We start from the raw sequence: 18,444 nt of genomic DNA, 5'->3' as shown, positions 1-18,444 counted from the left end.
AGCAGTGAGCCTGATAATTATTTTTTGTCAACCAATAGCCCCGCGGATAATCCTCGCAGCTTCCTCTGGCGCCACTCTAGCGACGCGTACCGAATCTAGGATCTCTATGCCTCCAATTCTCTCGAAAGGTATAAAGTCGATGAAAAGGTGGAAGAACGAGTTATACCCGAAGGGGTTGCTATAAATCAGTAGATATCTGTCTCTAATAATGCCTACCTTGTCCATTGCCTGCGAGACTGTAATAATAGTGTCTACAAGGCCCTGGATTTCGCTTTCGTCGAGATCGGTTATCCTCTCTAGGTGACGCTTCGGCGCAATCCTGACGTGGAAATTACGGCGAGGAGCAGAGGTGGCCCACGCTATCCAGGTATTGTTTTCGTAAACAATCCTCCCGTCATGCCGAGACGAGCAAAGGTGACACTTGCTTTTCGAGTAATCGAAGGCTTGTAAGAGGTTCTCCATGAAGGTGCCATGCCCGTCCTCGTTCAAGTCAATATACGTCTGGGCGTGTAGGCGTGGCTGGCTGCCTCCGGCCATCTTCCCAATATTAAAGAAGACATACACGGGTAATAGTCTGTGCCCGTGTTTCTGGGCCTCTACTACGCTTGACTTAATAGCCTGTATGAGCGACTTGAAGACACAAGCTAACGAATCCGGTGGCGCCTCGCTGAACGTCTCGTAGTACGCGTCAACTGGGAATGTCACTAGGTTTATGCCGCGCGCTATCCTAGTGTGCTTGTCTTCTAGTTTTGAGCGTAGATACCCCTCTAATTCAGGATCCAGGACTCTCACCATAGCGGGGAACCTATTTACTATCGTGGCAGCCTTAGTATTTGAGATCTCGACAGCAATAGGCTCTACACTGAAGACAGAGTCATAGGGTTTATCATCAAGCGCCACGAAAATTGCGTAGTCTTTCCCGGAGATTATGTCCTTGAAAACATCTCTAGGCTTACTATCACTGTCCTCGCCAGGTCTTAAGCCCCGGATGGGACTTATATACGAGAAGTGCCCTTTCCACTTACCTATCGGCACGAGACGCCCAGAGGCATCAGGCAGTACTATAGGCGCAGAAGATAGAGGATCCCATCGTTTACGCGGTACTAGGTGAAGCTTGTCAGGTGAGAAGTTATAGCGTGTTATGATGCCCCAGTGCATGAAGGGTATCTCCTCCAGTTTTAGGTACATTTTACTCGACTGGAGCACTGCTTTCACCTTGCAAAGCCTACAATCTCGTAAGTTACATATATTTTTTCTAGAGTTTGTATAAATTCCTCGTTTAATTCTGGCTCTACCCTACTCATCACAGAGTCAAAGGCTTTCCTGGCACTTACACCCTGTTTTATAAGCTCGTCTATTTCCTTTGAGAGATTATACAGCGTAACCCGACTTATACGCTTGAGTTTCTCCAAGTACGGTTGCACCAGTTCTCTAATTGTTTCTGCATCAAAACCCGTCAGCTTTGAGAGCATGGATAGAGCTGTCTTCTCGTCCAGTATACGGATATAGACGACAATAGTCTCATTGGGTGGAAGGCTTAGGAGTTTCTCTAGACCTAACTCGTGGAAGAAAACAACACTGGCAGCACACTTCTTTCCTCCAAGAACATGCTTCACAAATAATTTCTCCTCGTCTTCGCTGAGACCCAGTATGACGATTTTCCTGCCGGGAGGGAGTGTTTCGCATAGTAGCTTCAGCTCCCTTGCGGTTGTTGCCACGTCGGTGAACAACACCGAGTAATCACTCCTGATTTCTTCGCGGCCTCTCTTCTTGAGTAAGTTTCTCAGGGCGAGTACACGAGGATATAGACTCACAGACGCCTGCTCAGCGACATGGAATAGGCTACTGGTTCCCACAGATAAAACGAGTCCAACAACGTCACTTGGCATCAGCCCCCCGATTAATGGTGTAGTGCTTAAGAGGACAGTTTGAGGGGCAATGAGTGAAAACATGTTTTTTCCCTCGAACAGCGATACAGCGGCTAGCGATGAAACTAGCACTATTGCCTCCGCAAGTAGCTTAGTATCGCTAAAAAGTCTGTTCGCGAAAGTAGAGTAGAAAAGTGCAGCCCGGCTAATTTCATTTCCCGTGGCTTGGAAACCTCCGGGTAGGAGTAGCAGAGGTATTCTTGTCTCGTATTCTTTTAAAAGCAAGAAGGAAATGACGAAGAGGTTAGCTACGAGGCTTACGCCGGTAAAAACAGCTTCTCTGGGTTTTTCTTTAAAGGCCAGGTAATACAGCATGCCGAGAACTACTCCAGTTACCTGAGGGTAGATTACTATTAAGGGTGTTAGCACTAGGAGGACTAGAGATGATGCCCAGCTGTGAACGTTCTTCAGGAGTATAAATAACAGGAATGGTAAAAGAGCAAGAAGTAGGAAGAGTTCTTCTAAGCGGTAGAGCTCTAGGAAAAATATTAGGACGAATATCGGTGCACCAAGAGAGGGTACGACTAACGCAGAGACCGCTGGGACAATGTAGAGCATTAGGCTACTAGCGTTGTTGAGAAATAGCTCAGAGTACATTACCGATACAACAAAGGTACTCGTAGTAGCGAGCAGGCGATCCCTTATCTTTGCGCCCATTACTCAAACATAGTGTCGAACGCACACCTCCTAAAAGCATTGTCGCTCCTAGGTTATCAGTACAAAGCAAAACAATATATTTCGCATTAGGAGCATGAACTCACGTGGAACCATTTAAGAGCCATGTTGAAAGGCTACTAGGCATACTCTCTAACAAGAACCTTAAAGCGGCTCTCATCTTCTCACCGGCTAACATTTACTACTTCGCTGGAACGGATGCACCGAGCCTAGCGATAGTCCTAGACAGAGGGGATGTTCTGTTACTTTCAAGCAGACTTGAATACCTGAGGGCTGTCGAGGAGCACGTTATTGGCGATGTTTACGCCTTCTCTCGTCAGACGGATGTCGCAGAATACGAGAAAGTGATTAGAGGAGACTTGTACGATGTCATCGGAAAACTCCTAGAGGGACTACCCCCCGAGAAAATTGGCATCGGCGGCGCGGGGCTTGAAACAAAGAAAAAGCTCGCCGAGAAACTTGGAGCAGAGCCTGTTGATATTACGCGGGATGTTGTAGCCCTTAGGAGACAGAAGGACAAAGTCGAGCTCGCTATAATTAGGGAGGCGGCCTGGCTTGCTGAGCAAGCCATGAGAAGGGCAATTGACGCTCTTGACCGCGGAGTGACAGAGCTTGACGTCGTCACAGCAGTGCTCGTAACCCTCCTCAGAGGTGGAGCGCGCCCCTCGTTCGACCCAATAGTCGCATTCGGAGAACATGCTGCACAGCCACACGCAAAGCCGACGCAACGCGCACTGAAAGAGGGAGATGTCGTCAAGATAGACCTTGGGGCAAGAGTCAAAGGCTATTGTAGCGATATAACGCGGACTCTGATCTTTGGCAAACCCTCTCAGAAGCAAGAAAGGATATTAAAAGCTGTCGTGAGAGCGCAGGAACGCGCGATGGAAAGTATCCAGGCAGGTAAGGCTGCTAGGGATGTCTATTTCATTGCGTACAAGGCGCTCCAGGAGGAGGGACTACACCTCTACTTCAACCACGGCCTCGGGCATGGGGTAGGCATTGAAGTCCACGAAGAGCCGTACTTGAATTCTGAGAGCGAGGCTTTACTGCTCCCAGGCGACGTCGTAACCGTCGAGCCCGGAGTCTACATGGCTGGGTATCTGGGAGTAAGAGTAGAGGACATGATCCTGGTCGAGGAGGGCGGCGCAGAGCTACTGACATATTTCCCTAGGGATTACCTTATCTAGGGCTACGGCCTTGCAGTTCACGAAGCCTGCATTCCGCGTACTAGGAATGGCCGAATGCTTTAACAAGAAACTGAGGAAGTCCATATTGGCAGCTGTATCATACAGGAGGGATGGAATAGTAGACGGAGTTTATCTCACATGGTTGACTGTAGGCGGACTCGACGCAACAGAGAAGATAGTTGAACTCGTAAGAAACACGGGTAGGCAAGACATCAACGCTGTAATGTTGAACGGATGTATAATAAGCTGGTTTAACATCGTAGACATAAAAACTCTTTACAGAGAACTGGGCATACCAGTCGTGTGTCTAAGCTACGAGGAATCGAGCGGCCTCGAGAAATTCTTGGAGAAGTACTTTCCAGGCGATGAGGGGCGCCTAAAGATGTACTCTAATCTTGGCGAGCGCCGACTTGTGTACATAAGCAGCTCTAGGAGCTATGTGTACGCGCGGTACGAGGGCATCGGAGAAGAGGATCTCAGAGAGTTGCTCAACGCTGTTACTAAGCATGGAAAAGTCCCAGAGCCACTGCGCATAGCACAGAGTATCGCTAGAGCCATTTATTTGTTCCTCGAGGAGAACGATCCTTCATTCCTCCAAAAATAATTTATCTTTTATGCCGTAGAGATATAACTTATGCTAAAACTCCCGAGAACTATTGAGTGGAGAGACGGCGTTGTCCGCTTAATAAACCAAAAGGAGCTGCCAGAGAACTTAGTCTATATAGAGACGACCGACTGGAGACGCTTGGCCAGGGCAATTAAAGATATGGAGATTCGAGGGGCTCCAGCCATAGGTGTGGCAGCTGCCTTCTCTATGGCACTTTTCGCCTGGCATTTTAACGGGGACTCTCTTGAGAGCTTCTTAAAGGAATTAGCATATGTGGCAGAGGAAGTGAAGAGAACGCGCCCCACAGCAGTGAACCTCTTCTGGGCCGTTGAGAGGGTGCTCAGTAGAGCTAAAAGCACTACAAGCATTGAAGAGGCCAGGCGTATCGTCATCGAAGAAGCTTTGAAAATACAGAAGGAGGATGAGGAGGCTAACAGAAGGATTGGAGAGATAGGCGCCGATCTAATCGAAGACGGGGATACCATTATAACTGTTTGTAATGCAGGCTCGCTGGCGACTAGTTACTGGGGGACGGCGACAGCCCCGATGTATGTAGCGAAAGAAAGGGGGAAGAACTTCCGGGTAATAGCACTTGAAACCAGACCCTACCTCCAAGGGGCCCGGCTAACAGCGTGGGAGCTCGCCCAAGCAGGCATCGACGTCTATGTCGCCACCGACAACAGTATCGGTATCCTTGCCATGAAGGAGAAGATTAACCTCGCGATAGTCGGTGCTGATAGGATTACTAAGACAGGTTGGGTTGCAAACAAGCTGGGAACATACTTGCTAGCGCTGGTTTCACGCGTCCACAATATACCGTTCTATGTAGCAGCGCCAACCAGTTCTTTTGACCTTAAATCGGTGGGGCCCAACGACTTCGAGATCGAGAGGAGAGATCCCAGCGAAGTCCTGTACATAAAGGGCTATAGGATTGCCCCCGAAGAGGTTACAGCAATATACTATGCGTTCGACCTGACCCCTCCGCAGCTGGTCACCGGTATCATCACCGAGAAAGGCCTGATCTACCCTCCCTTCGAGAAGAGTATCCCCCGACTTCTCGCTTAAAAACTTAATCCTTTCTACTTTCATGAAATGCGTGGGTCTTTTTAGTCGCATCGAGATGTCAGAGTTGATGAGTGATAATGACAGCGAAACTCATACGGCTTAAGCGCCTGATAGATCTCATACATGTGTTAAATGTTAGTCAGATACCACTGGTACACCACTATCAACTGAACAGCACACACGTCTACTTTGTACCTGTAACGCTTGGAGGAGAGCCTAGCGTCATATATTACTACGAGACGGCGCAGCCCCTCCAAGGGGGCTATATCCTGTTTAACAACTTTACAGGTGAGGTCTTGGTCTCGAATGCCTGGGCATCGGACAGTAAATACTCAATAATTCCGATAATTGAAGTGGAGCACCAGAGCTTCTTCTCCGAGAAAGAACTACTCAGTGAGATAATAAGACATAGACGCTTGAACAAAAAGGAGAAGCTTGAGAGCGCTGTAATCAAATAGTTCTAGCAACAGGCGCGCTAAGTCTCCAGAATGTACTTCGCCGTTTCTTCATTTATCCCGAGTGAGGCGAGGATTCTCCTTGCCTGCTCTGGGTTATACGAGTTTATGAGCCTTATATACGGGAGGAACTCTGTCCTGAATGTAGATGTAGACACGTGGAGCAGCCTGGCAGCATTACGTGTTGCTTCCACGAACTTTTCACGCTTAGTTTTTATCCTTGAGAGTATTCTGAGTTTCTCGGGAAAACTGTACTTCACGAACTTGAAAGGAGGCCTCTCTCGCGCGCTGGCCACTCCAGCTGTCATCAGCTCTAAAGCGTAGGGCAAGAGTGCCCAGATCTGCTCGCGCTTCATCCTACTAAGATAAATATCTGCCATGGACAGGGCATCGTAAGCGTCAGCAATCGCCCTATAGCTTGGCGTATACTGGGCGACGATGTTTTCGCTAAGCCATTGGATGAGCATTTCGTAGTCGAGTGAGGGTAACCGCGTAACAGATAGAGCTTGTTCCGGGGTCTTAGCTGTTAGGACGGTTCTCACAACTTCAAACATGTTCTCCTGTTCAGCCCTTTCACCCAGGATTTGGAGGTCTGCGAGGCTTATGGTCTTGCGTCCCATGGCAATCGTCTGCAAGTCGTTTATTGCAGCGCGAAGATCCCCCTTAGCATTATCTGCGATAGCAGACAGTACATCACGGTCACAGTGTACTCCCTCACGAGAGCATATGTCCTCTAATACCCTGATTACATCGCGTTTTCCGATTTTCTTAAATTCTATTAGCTTGCAGGCTTCACGCAGATCCTTTAGCTTAGGATCCCAGGGATCATTTGCTGTGAGAACTACCGGATACCTGGACTTACTTATCAGCTCTATGATAGCGTCCATCCCCCCCACGTCTTCACGTGTCCATACACCGTCGACTTCGTCGATGAGTATGATTTTGCCTGAGTACCCGTAGATGGAGCCCGTCTGTATGGCAGGGAAGACTCGGCTCTGTATGGCTTCCCTGGATCTAACATCGCTGGCGTTTATTTCAATGAGCTCCCAGTTGTACTCCGACGCCGTAGCATAGACGATGCTAGTTTTACCGCATCCAGGCGGGCCGTAAAGCAGAACTGCCTTGTGCGAGGGTTTTCCGCGGATCCATGAGTTTAGCCATGCAACATATTCCTTCTTGGCCTCCTCGTTCCCGACCACATCTTGTATACGTCTAGGCCTATACTTTTCGGCCCAAGGAATGAACCTCGCTGAGGACATTACTTCCCGCCTGGGGGTTGCCTCTGGGCTAGTAAGGCGAGTTTTGACAGGAGAGCCATGAGCTGTATCTCGTCGTCTGACCCCTCAACGATGCGATAATTAGCCTCAGCTACTAGGGATACTAGCTCTGCTAGAGTCGCTGTATCCAGCCTGACTGTTTTCCTCACTGAGAAGATCTCCCTGTGTATGAAGCGGACTATATCGATGCCCGATAAGCCGTAATTGTAGAGCAGGGCTCTAAGCTTTTCTCGGGCCCCTACGAGATCCCCTTTCAGTGCACTCTGAATCATTTCTTCAACTTCCCTGGGCCTGATTTTTCCCAGTGCCTCGTATACCACTTCTGCAGTAACATTTCTTTTTATAGCCGAGGCTGCCTGAAGAGTATTTATCGCTTTCCTCAAATCACCCTGCGCCTCTTCCCAAATAACGTCCAGTGCTTCCTCGCTGACGTCAACTCCTTCCTGTGAGGCGATCCACTTAAGCCTCTCGATCGCCGCGCCCTTCGGCAACGGTTGAAAGCGGAAAACTGCACAACGGGACTGTATCGGTTCAATTATCTTGGAGACGTAATTCGCAATTAGTATAAAGCGTGTATTCTTACTGAAAAGCTCCATCGTCCTCCTGAGGGCTTGTTGCGCATCGCCTGTCATGTTATCTGCTTCGTCCAAGATCACGAGCTTGAATGGGACATCCCCGATGGGTAGCGTCCTGGCGTAATCCTTTATACGGCTCCTTATCACGTCTATTCCACGTTCGTCGCTAGCGTTCAGTTCGAGAGTGTTGTCACGCCAGTGGTCACCGTAGAGGTCATGTGCCAAGGCTAGAGCCGCTGTAGTCTTACCGGTACCAGGGGGGCCTGCAAAGAGTAGATGCGGGAGGCTCTTTGTCCTGACGAATTCCTTGAGACGCCGCACTATTTCCTCCTGGTCAGCTATCTCATCAAGAGAACGGGGCCTGTATTTTTCGACCCATACCTCGACGTCTGACATGTACACCACAGAATGGGAGAGTAACTGGGAATTAAAGCTAATGGGCAAAATTTACCGCGACGCTAGAGCAATCCTCTCTATTTCTTCCTTCTTCCTCAGCGCATAGCTGTTCGAGTCGCCGTATGCAGCGGCAACGATTTCGTCTGCCAGGCACTCCTCGATAGTCTTGGGGTTATTGAAAGAGCAGGCGCGTGCTCCTTCAGTTATAAATCTAAGGGCCAGATCGACACGCCTTTGGGGCGATACGTCTACTGACACGTGGTAGAGAATCCCGCCGTATATAACTCGTGTAGTTTCCTCTCTTGGGGACGCGTTTTCAATTGCCCAAACTAGGACTTGGACAGGGTTCTTCCCTGTTTTGAGCTCGATGATCTCGAATGCTCTCTTCACAATGTTGAGCGCAAGTATTTTCTTGCCGGCATTCCTCCCAGGCCTCATTAACTCGTTTGCGATTCTCTCCACTATTGATACGTTTGCCTTTCCGAAGCGCTTCTTAGCATGTCTCCCTTCTGAGTGCGGGACAAGCACCGGCTTTAGCGAGATATACCTACGTAGGCTTTGGTCTCTGATTTCTACGTCTAAGAGACTCCACTTGCCAAACAGTTTTATTTCCTCTCCACTCAGAGTCTTCAGCACAGTGGCTCTAGCCTCCTCCGACATACCACTACTCTAACAGCATACAGTATAAATTGTTTTCTTACCCTTTGACAACCGCTATCGGAACCATTCTCACGATTTTCTTTGCTATGCCGACGGCATCGGCCACGAGCACAACTCTGTCCACGTCTTTATATGCGTCTGGAGCTTCTTCGGCAACAACGGCCAGGCTTGCTGCTCTCACCACAATGCCCCTGCTCTCAAGCTCGTTCTTTATCTCCTGCCCTCTAACGCTACGCCTCGCCTCGGCTCTGCTCTGCACCCTGCCCGCGCCGTGCGGCGAAGATCCAAACGTCAGCTCCATGGCCTTCTGCGTCCCGACCAGTATATAGCTGGCCGTGCCCATCGAGCCCGGTATAAGCACGGGCTGTCCAATGCTCTTGTAGTCTGACGGTATGTCTGGATGGCCTGGCGGGAAGCTACGCGTAGCCCCCTTCCTGTGTACGTATACTTTTACCCGCTTCCCATCTATTAAATGTTCCTCTAATTTTGCAATGTTATGGGCCACGTCGTAAATTACACGTAAATCTATAGTGTCTGGATCTTTCTTGAAAACAGAGCGGAAGCTTTCTCTTACCCAGTGAGTGATGACCTGCCTATTGGTCCATGCAAAATTCGCTGCCGCCTTCATTGCGGCGAAGTACCTCTGTGCTTCTTCACTTGTAGCCGGAACAGAGACTAGCTCTCGGTCGGGCAACGGCATCTTGTACTTGTGAACGAGCCTCTCCATAATCTTGAGGTAGTCGCTGGCGACTTGGTGTCCAAGGCCTCTACTCCCCGTGTGAATCATTACAGTTACCTGGCCCTCCCTCTCAATACCAAGGACTTTGGCTATTTGGGGATCATATATCTTATCTACCTTCTGAATCTCTAGGAAGTGATTCCCGCTCCCAAGCGTGCCGAGCTGATTCCTACCTCTCTGTTTAGCTTCCCTTGACACAGCATTGGCGTCTGCGCCTTCCATCCTCCCGCCTTCCTCGATGTGCTCGACGTCTTCCTTCCAGCCGTATCCACGAGAAATTGCCCACTCGACACCTTCCTCGAGAACTCTATCAAGCTCGCTGAAGCTCAGCTCGAGCCCGCTAGTGCTTCCAAGTCCTGAGGGGATCTTCCTGAACAGTGTTTCAGCGAGTTCTCGCAGTTTAGGCCTAACCTCAGACTCCATAAGGCTTGTCCGAAGCACCCTTACTCCGCAGTTTATGTCGTAGCCGACACCCCCCGGACTGAGGACTCCTTCCTCGGCGTCGAAGGCTGCTACGCCACCTATCGGGAAACCATATCCTTGGTGCCCGTCTGGGAGTACAATAGAATACTTGTATATTCCTGGCAGGAAAGCAACATTGGCTACTTGCTCTAGAGTCAGATCCTCCTTCATTTTAGCTAGCAGGACTTCATCAGCAATTACTAAGCCTGGCACTCTCATTCCTGGTTTGTACTTTTCCGGTATCTCCCATAGATACTCTGTAATTCTTCTCAATGGAGGAGCCATATGTACTCGCTTATCACATATCTCTTCATGCTCAAAAACTTTATTATACTTGTAGGATAATTTTCTCATGAAATGATAAAGGTCTTTATTGAGAGAGCACTGACACCAGAAGACCTCATAGAAGCAAGGAGAATAGCAAGGCTTAGGAAGGCTTACCTGGAGTATGAGGAAGAGGGAGAAGAGCCACCAATGTGGATTCGCGAGGAGGTGCCGCTTGAGGTGGCACGTAGGCTACTAAGCGATAAAATAGTTGAGATTGTAGAGGTTTTGTCGTCGAAGAAAGAATATAACATCACGAAGCTGGCTGAAGCCGTACACAGGTCGCCTCCAAACATCCATAGAGACCTTGTCTTCCTCAAGAAGCACAGGCTCCTGACGTTCATCGACAGGGGACGTGAGAAGATCCCTGTGCTACTCTTCAAGAGAGTAGTCATCGAGGTGCAGAGCCACAGCTAAATGTCCACTACGTATTGGAGATACCACTTGCCGTCCTGGATCCAGATCTTCATCAAGTGGTAGGTAGCGGCCTTTATAAGGACTCTCGACTCGTGTTTCTCCATGTTGAATTTTTCTCCGGCCAAGACCGCTTCCACTCTCTTGTTATTCTCATCCTCTGTGTATGTGAGCCCTTCAACTCTTGAGGCAATGAAGGCTTCCTCATCGAACAGTACTACTAAACTCTCGATGAGATTGTAGAGCATGCTCTCTAGATCGAATCCCTCTGCTCTGACTGTCTTACGCTCTACGGAAGTGACCTTGCTGGTATCTGTCATGACCTCATAGAAGCCCAGTATCGCATATGACAAAGCTTCTTCGAGGGTATCTCCCCAGGCTTTTACAAGGACGTCAGCTGTATGCGGGAGGATCTCAAACCCCCCCATACTCCCACCCTGGAACCCGCAGTCCTCTCTGCTTCACCCAGTGTAGGAGATCCCCAAAGATGACTATTGGGGCGCTCCGCAACTCGTTGAGGTTAGAACTTCCAGTTAGGAAGAGAGTGACCCGGAGCTCTTTAATTACCTGTTCGAGATATTTTTCAGCCCTTGAAAGCCCCCCTTCGTACAGCTCCTTAAGTATAGGTCTTGCTATTCCGGCGAAGTCTGCTCCGAGCCTCAAAGCCTTTGCCGCGTCAACGCCACTTCTAATACCACCAGTTGCTATCAGTAGCTTGTCTGGGAAAATTTCCCTAACTTCGAGAATACTGGCCGCGGTCGGAACCCCCCAGTCCGCAAACGTGCTCGCCACTTTCTCCAGGAGATCTCTACCGTAGAAGCGCGACCTCAGACCTTCGATCACCGCGAAGGACGTTCCTCCAGCTCCTCCGACGTCTATGCCTTCAATTCCAATTCCACGTAATTTGCTAGCAGACTCCCTCGAGAGGCCTTCTCCGGTCTGTTTGATTATAACCGGCACAGGGGACTCCTTTACGAATTCTCCTAACTTCCTTACGAAGTCCCTGAAGTCTGGTTCCCCTTCTGGCTGTAAGACTTCTTGTAGCGGGTTTATGTGCACGGCGATAGCATCCGCTTGTATCATCTCTACCAGGTACAGGATTTCCTCCCTACTCACTCCGGCAGCGACTTGGCTCTGGCCTATATTCGCTATTACTGGGACGTCCGGGGCGTTTTCCCGCACTACCGAGAATGTACGCGCAAGCGAGCGGTCTTCAAGTGCCGCTCTCTGGCTACCCACGCCTATTGGTATTTTGAATTTTTGGGCTAGCCTGGCTAGTGATTCGTTTATAGCCTTTGCAAGATCGGTTCCTCCTGTCATGCCGCTAATGACTATGGGTGCTTCAACAGCATGCCCCAGGAAGCTCGCTGAGATATCGACATCGCTCAGCGATGTTTCCAGTATCGACTGGTGGACAAACCTCAGGTATTCGAACCAAGGGGAAGTTCTCGAAGAGACATCCTCCTTGACTGAAAGTACTATGTGGTTGTCTTTGCGTGAGGTCGTCCTGAACTCCACACAAACCCCCTACTTTGCAAAGGAGATAGAGGCGTATGCCACGACTTCGCTCTTATCGCCTGTTATGTCGCCGCTATCGGCGTATTTCAAGAGGCTAACTTTCGTAAAGCCCGTGAGCCTTGCAACCTCCATCAGCGTCATAACGGGGCCGTAGCCGCACATAGATATGTCCTCCTCAATTATAGCATTGTACAGTCCGTCTACGTCAAGCATTTTTATCTTCTCGATTGCCAGACTGTCCTTCCTGCTAGCAACCCTCGCGTCCACATAGTGGCTCATGTCGGAGCTGGCAACCACGTAGAATTTTACGCTATGTTCCTGCATCACGCTTACTATTGCCCTAGCCACCCTCCTTGCACCCTCGGGCGTTTGAAGCATCATCGAGATAGGTATAAGCTTGAAGTCACTCCCGAAAATGAACTGAAGGAACGGAACCTGAACTTCTATGGAGTGCTCATACATATGAGCGGCTAGGTCGAAACGCAGGAGCGGCTCCCGTGAAGCCATTTCCTTCTCGAGCTCAACATCGAGCTCTACGTCCCCTAGAGGTGTCGTCCAGACCTCATTCTCGTCAAACGCCACTGGAGCCCCCAGGGCGTGGTGGTTTGGCCCTAAGACCACAACGACTTCTGGCTTGCCAGCCTCTGCCAGTGCAAGGTAACCGTGTGCGGCAACATGACCCGAGTAAATGTAGCCAGCGTGTGGCGATACAACGCCGATTAGGTTACCGGTGAAAGATGGTGGTTGGGGCGGAAGCTTTCCGGGCCCTAACACATGGAGGAATGTTTTGGTTATCGCATCTCGTAGAGCTTCCAGTTCTTTGGGATAAAAGTAGCCTGCGTGTGCTGGGTACCTCTTGGACATAATACGCCAATCTGTTAGCCTATATGCGTGGATAAAAACTTTCGCTAGACTACTTCTCCAGTTGTTAGTATCTTCGCCTCGAAGTCGGACAGGGGGACAGGGAGCTCGCCATTGGGAGGTAAATCTCCGCGGGCCCTGAGAACCTCTCTCGCCAACAGCCAGTAAACTAGGGCTAGGGCCTTTCTACCTCTATTGTTCGTTGGGATTATGAGGTCGACGTTAGTGATCGGCGAGTCGCTGTCACACAAGGCTACTACGGGTATTCCTACTTTCCCGGCTTCGATTATAGCCTGCTCGTCGACGCGGGGATCCGTCACCATCAGTAAATCAGCCTCGGTATAGTGTGCCAAGGCAGGGTTTGTGAAAGTTCCAGGTAAAACCCTCCCGAGAATGGGCTTACAGCCTACGAGCCCGCAGAACTTCCTGACAGGCCTAAAGCCGTACTGCCTGCCAGATACAGCGACAACCCGGCTCGGTTCGTAACGAGCTATGAAGCGAGCAGCTATTCTAATCCTCTCGTCGGTCTTCTTGACGTCGAGTAGATAAAGGCCGTCAGGCCTAGCGGCATAGATGTAGGGCTCCATAAACTTGCTCTTCATCCTTGTGCCGATACGAATGCCTGCCGTCAAGTACATCTCTAGCGGTATGAGTAGCTCGCCTTCCACGGTCTTCAGCTCGTCCAAGCTCACCGTAACGTTCACCCCGTGAGACAGACTAAGACTCAACTCTTTCAATATTTTTAAATATTTCTCTTTGAAGAACTCCAGTCGCATAGTGGCCCAGGAAAAACCTAGTCCTGAAGTAGTGACCTGTCAAAGGATAGATCTCAGCAGAGAGCTCGGGCCTGAAATTCGAGCCTCTAACCAGCTTAGAGCAAAAACTTTTATAACATTACCATGTATCAGCATGAATGTTAGGGCCCGTCGTCTAGCGGCTAGGATGCCACCCTGACAAGGCGGCACACGCCGCCTGAGAACGGTGGAGGTCCCGGGTTCAATTCCCGGCGGGCCCATTTTTGTGTATTTTAACCGGATAACCGCTTTTAAACTCCGCATCACTCATAGATTCCTCTCTCCTCAACGCATCTCTCCACCTACCTCCTCGCTTTTCCAGGCAGACTCCGTGTTCACTGGCTCTACTTTTTCCTCCTTCTAGTCAATACAGTGACGATGAATACCGCTCTGATGCGTCTCGGGGAATCTACGTAGACTCGACCCTCCCCTCTGCCCATAACCTTGTCCTTAGAGTAGTCTACACTCTCAAAGTCGTCAAAGACATCCTGGATTAGAAATCCTAAGAACATGTCTCTTAAAGCCAACCTTACACAGCTCCCCTCGTCGTACCAGTCGCTCCCCCCTATGAAGTAGCTGTGGGGGTCTCAGCCACCACATAGCACCGCTTCTTCCACTCCGCAACTACTCTCTTTGGGGAATCCGTGAGTACGAGGCTTGAAGTCAAGTTGCTTCCACTCGCGTCTCCACTCCACCCAGTGAACACGTGCTTTCCCCCTTCCCAAGTTGCATTACCCTCCATGTCCGTGAAGCCAGTAGCGGAGGCAGGTTCCTGGCTTCATATCCTGATTAGATTCATATTTTGCTTATTTTAGCTGTTTATTTAATAACTGCCTCTTGCTTGATTTTTTGTAAAATAGAGTTTTGACTCTGATGGTCTACAGCAGTTATCTCAGAAGGGTATGTCGTAAGTGTACATAACGGTGCGCCCTTGCTTGTCCAGTGCGAGAGTGTTGGATCTGTTGGCGACGAGGAATACAGGTTTCACGTGGAGGTTAGTGCTCAGAATCCTATTGAATACCCTCTCGTTGAATACCTCGCCACAACTATACAATATTAGCGCTTTACTCCCTCTTCCTGAGTGCTCGTAATTCAGTGCTTCAGTAAGGATTGCAGCAGATAGAGCATCTTCCGGGCATTCTACGTTGTGCTGCCGGTTCTCGTTATCGCATGTAAGCCTTCTAGAGAATAGGAGAGCATTGAGTATGCTTTCTCTACTAGCACTCCATTGCTCTGATGAAAGTACAAGGTATTTCGATATCAGACCCCCAAGCGTCTCGATATCCTTATCGAGCAGTGCGTGGGAGAAGGGGTCAAGCTTCCTGAGGAGCCTCCTTAAGGCGTGAAGAAGACTGGTTTCTGAGACACAACAGCCTTGACAGAGCCCTCTCGAGAAGACATACATGGTTAAGCCACGCGAGGAGGCTATTCTCGTTATCGCCCGGATTATTTCTCCCTCGTATCCAGGAGTGGTTCTAATGACGATTGGCCTAGTGAGCTGTAACTCGTTTACTAGAGAAGCCTCATCGAGCCTAGCCACGCTATACTCAAGCAGTACCTAAATATCTAGCTTTCGGGAGCATTAAGAAAATACATTTAAATAGGCGAATTAGTGAAACTTCTAGCTCAGCGTGTATGGATAGAGGGTGTTAGAGGAATGATATTTCCCATCAGGTGCTTCACGTGCGGTAGTTTAATTGGTGATAAATGGCATGAGTTCGCAACTAGAGTTCAGAGCGGAGAAGACCCCGAAAAAGTTCTCAATGAGCTAGGTATTAGACGCTACTGCTGCCGGAGAATGTTTCTCTCCCATGTTGATCTCGTTGACAAGATATTGGAGTACGGGACTATAGAGGAACTGTACCTACCCTATAAGCCCTAGCGGTAGCTCTTCTGTCTCTTCGCGCGTGCAGATCTTCCATGCGGTTTTTTCGGCTCTGCCTGCCTCGGATCCTCTACAAGCAGGTGTCTATCATAGGCGAGGTATAGTTTTTTCAGCTCCTCGCTCCCGCTCCACTCCAGTATAGCCCTGGCTATGGCTGTTCTGATAGCTGAGGCTTGCCCCATGATGCCTCCCCCTCTGGCCTCAGCATGAATGTCTATGTTCTTTACGAGGTCGCCGGCAAGGAGTATTGGCTCCATTATCTTCAGTCTCACAACTTCAGGCTCTAATATCTCTAGAGGCACGCCGTTGATGAATACCCTGCCCTTGCCCTCCTTAACTACAACTCTAGCCCTCGCCGTCTTCCTGCGCGCAGACGCTAAAACAACCTTCATCTCTCGCCACCCTCGAGAACTCTATTCGATAATCTGGTATAGATGTCTCCAAGCGTGAGGTAGGACACGAAGGGGTTCTTGAACAGTGCTTCATCTATCCTTGTTAATTGTGCATTGCGGTACTCTTCGGGCACACCTACGAAAACTTTGAGCCTTTTTAATGCTTCACGCCCTCTAGGCTTATCGCGAGGTAGCATTCCGCGAACCATTCTCTTGAACAACCTATCTGGCGTTCTGTGGTATTTCGGCCCTCTCTTCTCAGGGTTGTAGTATGTCCTCCATTCGACCCATCTCTTGAGATGATGGGCAATTATAGACTCCGACTTGCCTGTTACAACTATTTTTTCAGCGTTGACTACAACGATACTCTCGCCACGCAGAAGCCTCTTTGCGACTACGCTTGCGAGTCTACCTGCAACATGCCCAGTTCCATCAATTACAACAACGTTGCTCAACACCCTCACCCCTATGTGATCATCTTCACATTACTCCCAGAGGGGTTTCTCCTGAGAAGCTCCTCAATGGTTATTGCCTCCCCGACTTTCCTTATTTTCTCATACGCACTACGCGAGAAACGCCAGGCGGCAACGGTAACCTTACGGGACAGGGTACCACTCCCCAAAACCTTCCCTGGAACAACTATCACGTCGCCATCCCTAGCATGCCTGTTAATCCTGCTAAGGTTGACTTCTACCCGCTTCCTGGTAGGTCTTGAGAGGCGCTCGGCAATGTCTCGCCATACTGGTGCCTTGAACTCCCTGCTATACTTCTTCAGAGTGTGTATCAGACGCCTCAGGTAGATGTTCGTAGACATCGTCTGCCGCATACTTGAAACCCCGCTCTACATCCCAAGCTTCGGTTAAAAACTTTGCCCAGAGCCTTCTCTGAGTGAAGGTGCAAGGTAGGCATTGACAGCCTCCGATACTTTAGAGTGAAACTTTTCCAGCTTCCCGATGAGAACGTCTAAGGCCACATCAACTATTCTACTCGGAGGCAAGCCCCCCAGTGATTCTATAGTCATTATGATCGTGGAGGGGTCGCCCTTCACGTCAACAACTTCTGGAAACTTCTCGGCGCACTCGCGGCAGAGGGAGCAGGAATTCTCGTTGATTACTACCAATTTACCGTCCCTGTACCCGAAAACTCTCCGAGGGCAAGTGTTGACCAACTTGGTAGCTAAATCCTCCGGAATCTCTCTCTTCAGAATATTTACCACAGGTTTGTATTTGTACCCGATTGCGGATACAGGTTGCCACTTAGCGTGTTCTCTGCCGACACCCATTCTGGCAATTGCCGTTAAGGAGAGACGCTGTCCCTTGGCAAGCTTGATAATTGGTATGTACTTTGAGGTGGGTTCTATGGCCAAGCCTTCTTTAAAGGGAATAACGCCCTCAATGCCTTCAAAGCGCAGGTGCCCGCTCATAACAGTTTTGGGTCGCTCTATAGCTTCTTCTGACAATGAGAAAATTACCTGGCAGTCGTTGCCATGATTCTCGTAGCAGTCTCTCAGAGCGTCGTAGAGTTCATTGTCGACCCTAAGCGGGATCAGGCCTAGCCTGTGTGCTATCATCTCGTCCCAGAATGCACTTGTATTCGCCGCAAAGATGACTTCATCAATAGCGAGTGTAGGGACTTCGGAAAGAATGGCTCTCCGGATGCTGTTAGCGAGTGCTGGAGTTACACCCTCAAAGACCAGAGTGAGTGTATTCCCCTTGCTCTCCAAGACAATGACGCGTGGGGCAGAGGGAGAGGTCATATACCTACCTCGTAGGCTTCTGCTTCCGCCCTCGCAGTATTTCCTTCAGAGAGACGCCATTTACTTTAATTACTTTCCACCTTACACCCGGCAAATCTCCGTAAGCTCTTCCCTCGGGCCCGCCTATCCCCTCGATGACTACCTCGTCGTGCTCGTTGACGAACAGCAAGGCACCGTCACCGGGGAGGAAGGCGGTGACGACTTTACCATTTTTAATTAACTGTACTCTTACACATTTCCTCACAGCACTATTTGGCTGTCTACTTTCAATCCCGACTTTCTCTATCACTATCCCCCTCGCCATGGGGGCGCCTTCTAGCGGGTCAACTTTCTTCTTCAGCTGCAGTACTCTTCGCTTGTACTCTAAGTCACTCCACCGGAATTTTTTCCTCTTTAGTTCAAGCTTTCTTGCAGCAAACATGCCTCTAGGTGACTTACTCCCAGGCATACTCCCTCACGTATTGTAAATCCCTA

Annotated in this window: 24 protein-coding genes and 1 tRNA gene; 7 read left to right on the top strand and 18 right to left on the bottom strand. The window is 49.7% G+C overall.

The annotated features are described in order from the left end of the window. Nucleotides 1–27 precede the first annotated feature (27 nt). Both IG193_RS06310 and IG193_RS06305 read right to left on the bottom strand, forming a co-directional pair. A complete protein-coding gene (locus IG193_RS06310) occupies nt 28–1,206 on the bottom strand; it encodes an HIT domain-containing protein (RefSeq protein WP_192818339.1) in 1,179 nt (392 codons plus the stop codon). Nucleotides 1,207–1,211: 5 nt separating this feature from the next. Beyond that, nucleotides 1,212–2,585 carry a hypothetical protein gene (locus tag IG193_RS06305; RefSeq protein ID WP_192818338.1) on the bottom strand — a complete coding sequence of 458 codons (1,374 nt, stop codon included), beginning with the start codon at nt 2,583–2,585 and terminating at the stop codon, nt 1,212–1,214. A gap of 104 nt (nt 2,586–2,689) precedes the next feature. Between IG193_RS06305 and IG193_RS06300 the strand changes: the two genes are divergently transcribed. The 4 genes from IG193_RS06300 (at nt 2,690) to IG193_RS06285 (ending at nt 5,920) form a co-directional block, all read left to right on the top strand. Then, on the top strand, nt 2,690–3,790 hold the full coding sequence (locus IG193_RS06300) for a M24 family metallopeptidase (protein ID WP_192818337.1): 1,101 nt from the start codon (nt 2,690–2,692) through the stop codon (nt 3,788–3,790). Nucleotides 3,791–3,800: 10 nt separating this feature from the next. Beyond that, nucleotides 3,801–4,394 carry an endonuclease dU gene (locus IG193_RS06295; RefSeq protein WP_192818336.1) on the top strand — a complete coding sequence of 198 codons (594 nt, stop codon included), beginning with the start codon at nt 3,801–3,803 and terminating at the stop codon, nt 4,392–4,394. A gap of 30 nt (nt 4,395–4,424) precedes the next feature. Next, nucleotides 4,425–5,462: an S-methyl-5-thioribose-1-phosphate isomerase gene (gene mtnA / locus IG193_RS06290; RefSeq protein WP_192818335.1), complete on the top strand. Its 1,038-nt coding sequence runs from the start codon at nt 4,425–4,427 to the stop codon at nt 5,460–5,462. A gap of 77 nt (nt 5,463–5,539) precedes the next feature. Then, nucleotides 5,540–5,920, top strand: coding sequence for a hypothetical protein (locus tag IG193_RS06285; RefSeq protein ID WP_192818334.1), 381 nt, complete (start codon nt 5,540–5,542; stop codon nt 5,918–5,920). 17 nt (nt 5,921–5,937) lie between these two features. Here the strand turns inward: IG193_RS06285 and IG193_RS06280 are convergent, their stop codons facing one another. From IG193_RS06280 to IG193_RS06265, 4 genes are read right to left on the bottom strand one after another with little or no spacing between them, the layout of a single operon-like run. After that, nucleotides 5,938–7,176 (bottom strand): replication factor C large subunit, encoded by a 1,239-nt coding sequence (locus IG193_RS06280; RefSeq protein ID WP_192818333.1) that lies wholly within the window; start codon nt 7,174–7,176, stop codon nt 5,938–5,940. Continuing rightward, nucleotides 7,176–8,165 carry a replication factor C small subunit gene (locus IG193_RS06275; RefSeq protein WP_192818332.1) on the bottom strand — a complete coding sequence of 330 codons (990 nt, stop codon included), beginning with the start codon at nt 8,163–8,165 and terminating at the stop codon, nt 7,176–7,178. The genes IG193_RS06280 and IG193_RS06275 overlap by 1 nt, the downstream gene beginning before the upstream one ends. Nucleotides 8,166–8,216: 51 nt before the next feature. Continuing rightward, nucleotides 8,217–8,825 carry a 30S ribosomal protein S7 gene (locus tag IG193_RS06270; RefSeq protein WP_192818331.1) on the bottom strand — a complete coding sequence of 203 codons (609 nt, stop codon included), beginning with the start codon at nt 8,823–8,825 and terminating at the stop codon, nt 8,217–8,219. Between the two features lie 37 nt (nt 8,826–8,862). Beyond that, entirely contained in the window at nt 8,863–10,311 is a 1,449-nt protein-coding gene (locus IG193_RS06265; RefSeq protein WP_218042126.1) for an RtcB family protein, read from the bottom strand. A gap of 72 nt (nt 10,312–10,383) precedes the next feature. Between IG193_RS06265 and IG193_RS06260 the strand changes: the two genes are divergently transcribed. Continuing rightward, nucleotides 10,384–10,767, top strand: coding sequence for an HVO_A0114 family putative DNA-binding protein (locus IG193_RS06260; RefSeq protein ID WP_192818330.1), 384 nt, complete (start codon nt 10,384–10,386; stop codon nt 10,765–10,767). Here the strand turns inward: IG193_RS06260 and IG193_RS06255 are convergent. The 4 genes from IG193_RS06255 to rpsB are packed head-to-tail and all read right to left on the bottom strand — an operon-like array spanning nt 10,764 to nt 13,919. Continuing rightward, nucleotides 10,764–11,192, bottom strand: a complete 429-nt coding sequence (locus IG193_RS06255; protein WP_192818329.1) for an archease — start codon at nt 11,190–11,192, stop codon at nt 10,764–10,766. The two genes, IG193_RS06260 and IG193_RS06255, sit on opposite strands and share 4 nt — an antisense overlap. Then, nucleotides 11,179–12,282 (bottom strand): type 2 isopentenyl-diphosphate Delta-isomerase, encoded by a 1,104-nt coding sequence (fni, locus tag IG193_RS06250; protein WP_192818328.1) that lies wholly within the window; start codon nt 12,280–12,282, stop codon nt 11,179–11,181. The genes IG193_RS06255 and fni overlap by 14 nt, the downstream gene beginning before the upstream one ends. Before the next feature lie 9 nt (nt 12,283–12,291). After that, nucleotides 12,292–13,146 carry an AmmeMemoRadiSam system protein B gene (amrB, locus tag IG193_RS06245; RefSeq protein ID WP_192818327.1) on the bottom strand — a complete coding sequence of 285 codons (855 nt, stop codon included), beginning with the start codon at nt 13,144–13,146 and terminating at the stop codon, nt 12,292–12,294. Between the two features lie 44 nt (nt 13,147–13,190). Further along, the gene (gene rpsB, locus IG193_RS06240; RefSeq protein ID WP_192818326.1) at nt 13,191–13,919 is read right to left on the bottom strand and encodes a 30S ribosomal protein S2; all 729 of its coding nucleotides are present in this window, start codon (nt 13,917–13,919) and stop codon (nt 13,191–13,193) included. Between the two features lie 143 nt (nt 13,920–14,062). Here rpsB and IG193_RS06235 point away from each other — a divergent pair. After that, nucleotides 14,063–14,158 (top strand) — tRNA-Val (locus IG193_RS06235). A 123-nt stretch (nt 14,159–14,281) separates the two neighbouring features. Here the strand turns inward: IG193_RS06235 and IG193_RS06230 are convergent. The 3 genes from IG193_RS06230 to IG193_RS06220 form a co-directional block, all read right to left on the bottom strand. Continuing rightward, nucleotides 14,282–14,449, bottom strand: coding sequence for a hypothetical protein (locus IG193_RS06230; protein ID WP_192818325.1), 168 nt, complete (start codon nt 14,447–14,449; stop codon nt 14,282–14,284). A 53-nt stretch (nt 14,450–14,502) separates the two neighbouring features. Then, on the bottom strand, nt 14,503–14,643 hold the full coding sequence (locus IG193_RS06225; RefSeq protein ID WP_192818324.1) for a hypothetical protein: 141 nt from the start codon (nt 14,641–14,643) through the stop codon (nt 14,503–14,505). A gap of 186 nt (nt 14,644–14,829) precedes the next feature. Then, nucleotides 14,830–15,477, bottom strand: a complete 648-nt coding sequence (locus IG193_RS06220) for a hypothetical protein (RefSeq protein ID WP_192818323.1) — start codon at nt 15,475–15,477, stop codon at nt 14,830–14,832. 117 nt (nt 15,478–15,594) lie between these two features. Here IG193_RS06220 and IG193_RS06215 point away from each other — a divergent pair, with 117 nt between their 5' ends. Beyond that, complete coding sequence (locus tag IG193_RS06215) at nt 15,595–15,819, top strand: DNA-directed RNA polymerase subunit N (protein WP_192819754.1); 225 nt, start codon at nt 15,595–15,597, stop codon at nt 15,817–15,819. On the opposite strand, the gene IG193_RS06210 is transcribed toward IG193_RS06215, so the two are convergent. Genes IG193_RS06210 through IG193_RS06190 form a run of 5 tightly spaced genes read right to left on the bottom strand, consistent with a single transcriptional unit; the run spans nt 15,816 to nt 18,418 of the window. Further along, nucleotides 15,816–16,214 carry a 30S ribosomal protein S9 gene (locus IG193_RS06210; RefSeq protein WP_192818322.1) on the bottom strand — a complete coding sequence of 133 codons (399 nt, stop codon included), beginning with the start codon at nt 16,212–16,214 and terminating at the stop codon, nt 15,816–15,818. The two genes, IG193_RS06215 and IG193_RS06210, sit on opposite strands and share 4 nt — an antisense overlap. Next, a complete protein-coding gene (locus tag IG193_RS06205; RefSeq protein ID WP_192818321.1) occupies nt 16,211–16,669 on the bottom strand; it encodes a 50S ribosomal protein L13 in 459 nt (152 codons plus the stop codon). Before IG193_RS06205 ends, IG193_RS06210 begins: the two co-directional genes overlap by 4 nt. Before the next feature lie 11 nt (nt 16,670–16,680). Then, on the bottom strand, nt 16,681–17,040 hold the full coding sequence (locus IG193_RS06200) for a 50S ribosomal protein L18e (protein WP_192818320.1): 360 nt from the start codon (nt 17,038–17,040) through the stop codon (nt 16,681–16,683). A gap of 33 nt (nt 17,041–17,073) precedes the next feature. Continuing rightward, on the bottom strand, nt 17,074–17,970 hold the full coding sequence (locus tag IG193_RS06195; protein ID WP_192818319.1) for a DNA-directed RNA polymerase subunit D: 897 nt from the start codon (nt 17,968–17,970) through the stop codon (nt 17,074–17,076). A 4-nt stretch (nt 17,971–17,974) separates the two neighbouring features. Continuing rightward, nucleotides 17,975–18,418, bottom strand: a complete 444-nt coding sequence (locus tag IG193_RS06190; RefSeq protein ID WP_192818318.1) for a 30S ribosomal protein S12 — start codon at nt 18,416–18,418, stop codon at nt 17,975–17,977. Between the last annotated feature and the right edge of the window lie 26 nt (nt 18,419–18,444).

Origin of the sequence: Infirmifilum lucidum (assembly GCF_014876775.1) — an archaeon.
GTDB lineage: Archaea > Thermoproteota > Thermoprotei > Thermofilales > Thermofilaceae > Thermofilum > Thermofilum lucidum.
Note: the sequence above shows the minus strand (reverse complement) of the source record. Positions and strands in the feature narration are given on the sequence as shown.

Coding starts and splice junctions, on each gene's coding strand:
- mtnA (WP_192818335.1), top strand. CDS start 4,425: ATGCTAAAACTCCCGAGAACTATTGAGTGGAGAGACGGCGTTGTCCGC.
- rpsB (WP_192818326.1), bottom strand. CDS start 13,919: ATGCGACTGGAGTTCTTCAAAGAGAAATATTTAAAAATATTGAAAGAG.
- IG193_RS06305 (WP_192818338.1), bottom strand. CDS start 2,585: ATGGGCGCAAAGATAAGGGATCGCCTGCTCGCTACTACGAGTACCTTT.
- IG193_RS06275 (WP_192818332.1), bottom strand. CDS start 8,165: ATGTCAGACGTCGAGGTATGGGTCGAAAAATACAGGCCCCGTTCTCTT.
- IG193_RS06210 (WP_192818322.1), bottom strand. CDS start 16,214: ATGAAGGTTGTTTTAGCGTCTGCGCGCAGGAAGACGGCGAGGGCTAGA.
- IG193_RS06230 (WP_192818325.1), bottom strand. CDS start 14,449: ATGTTCTTAGGATTTCTAATCCAGGATGTCTTTGACGACTTTGAGAGT.
- amrB (WP_192818327.1), bottom strand. CDS start 13,146: ATGTCCAAGAGGTACCCAGCACACGCAGGCTACTTTTATCCCAAAGAA.
- IG193_RS06265 (WP_218042126.1), bottom strand. CDS start 10,311: ATGGCTCCTCCATTGAGAAGAATTACAGAGTATCTATGGGAGATACCG.
- IG193_RS06285 (WP_192818334.1), top strand. CDS start 5,540: ATGACAGCGAAACTCATACGGCTTAAGCGCCTGATAGATCTCATACAT.
- IG193_RS06260 (WP_192818330.1), top strand. CDS start 10,384: ATGATAAAGGTCTTTATTGAGAGAGCACTGACACCAGAAGACCTCATA.
- IG193_RS06215 (WP_192819754.1), top strand. CDS start 15,595: ATGATATTTCCCATCAGGTGCTTCACGTGCGGTAGTTTAATTGGTGAT.
- IG193_RS06270 (WP_192818331.1), bottom strand. CDS start 8,825: ATGTCGGAGGAGGCTAGAGCCACTGTGCTGAAGACTCTGAGTGGAGAG.
- IG193_RS06255 (WP_192818329.1), bottom strand. CDS start 11,192: ATGGGGGGGTTTGAGATCCTCCCGCATACAGCTGACGTCCTTGTAAAA.
- IG193_RS06190 (WP_192818318.1), bottom strand. CDS start 18,418: ATGCCTGGGAGTAAGTCACCTAGAGGCATGTTTGCTGCAAGAAAGCTT.
- IG193_RS06195 (WP_192818319.1), bottom strand. CDS start 17,970: ATGACCTCTCCCTCTGCCCCACGCGTCATTGTCTTGGAGAGCAAGGGG.
- IG193_RS06200 (WP_192818320.1), bottom strand. CDS start 17,040: ATGCGGCAGACGATGTCTACGAACATCTACCTGAGGCGTCTGATACAC.
- IG193_RS06280 (WP_192818333.1), bottom strand. CDS start 7,176: ATGTCCTCAGCGAGGTTCATTCCTTGGGCCGAAAAGTATAGGCCTAGA.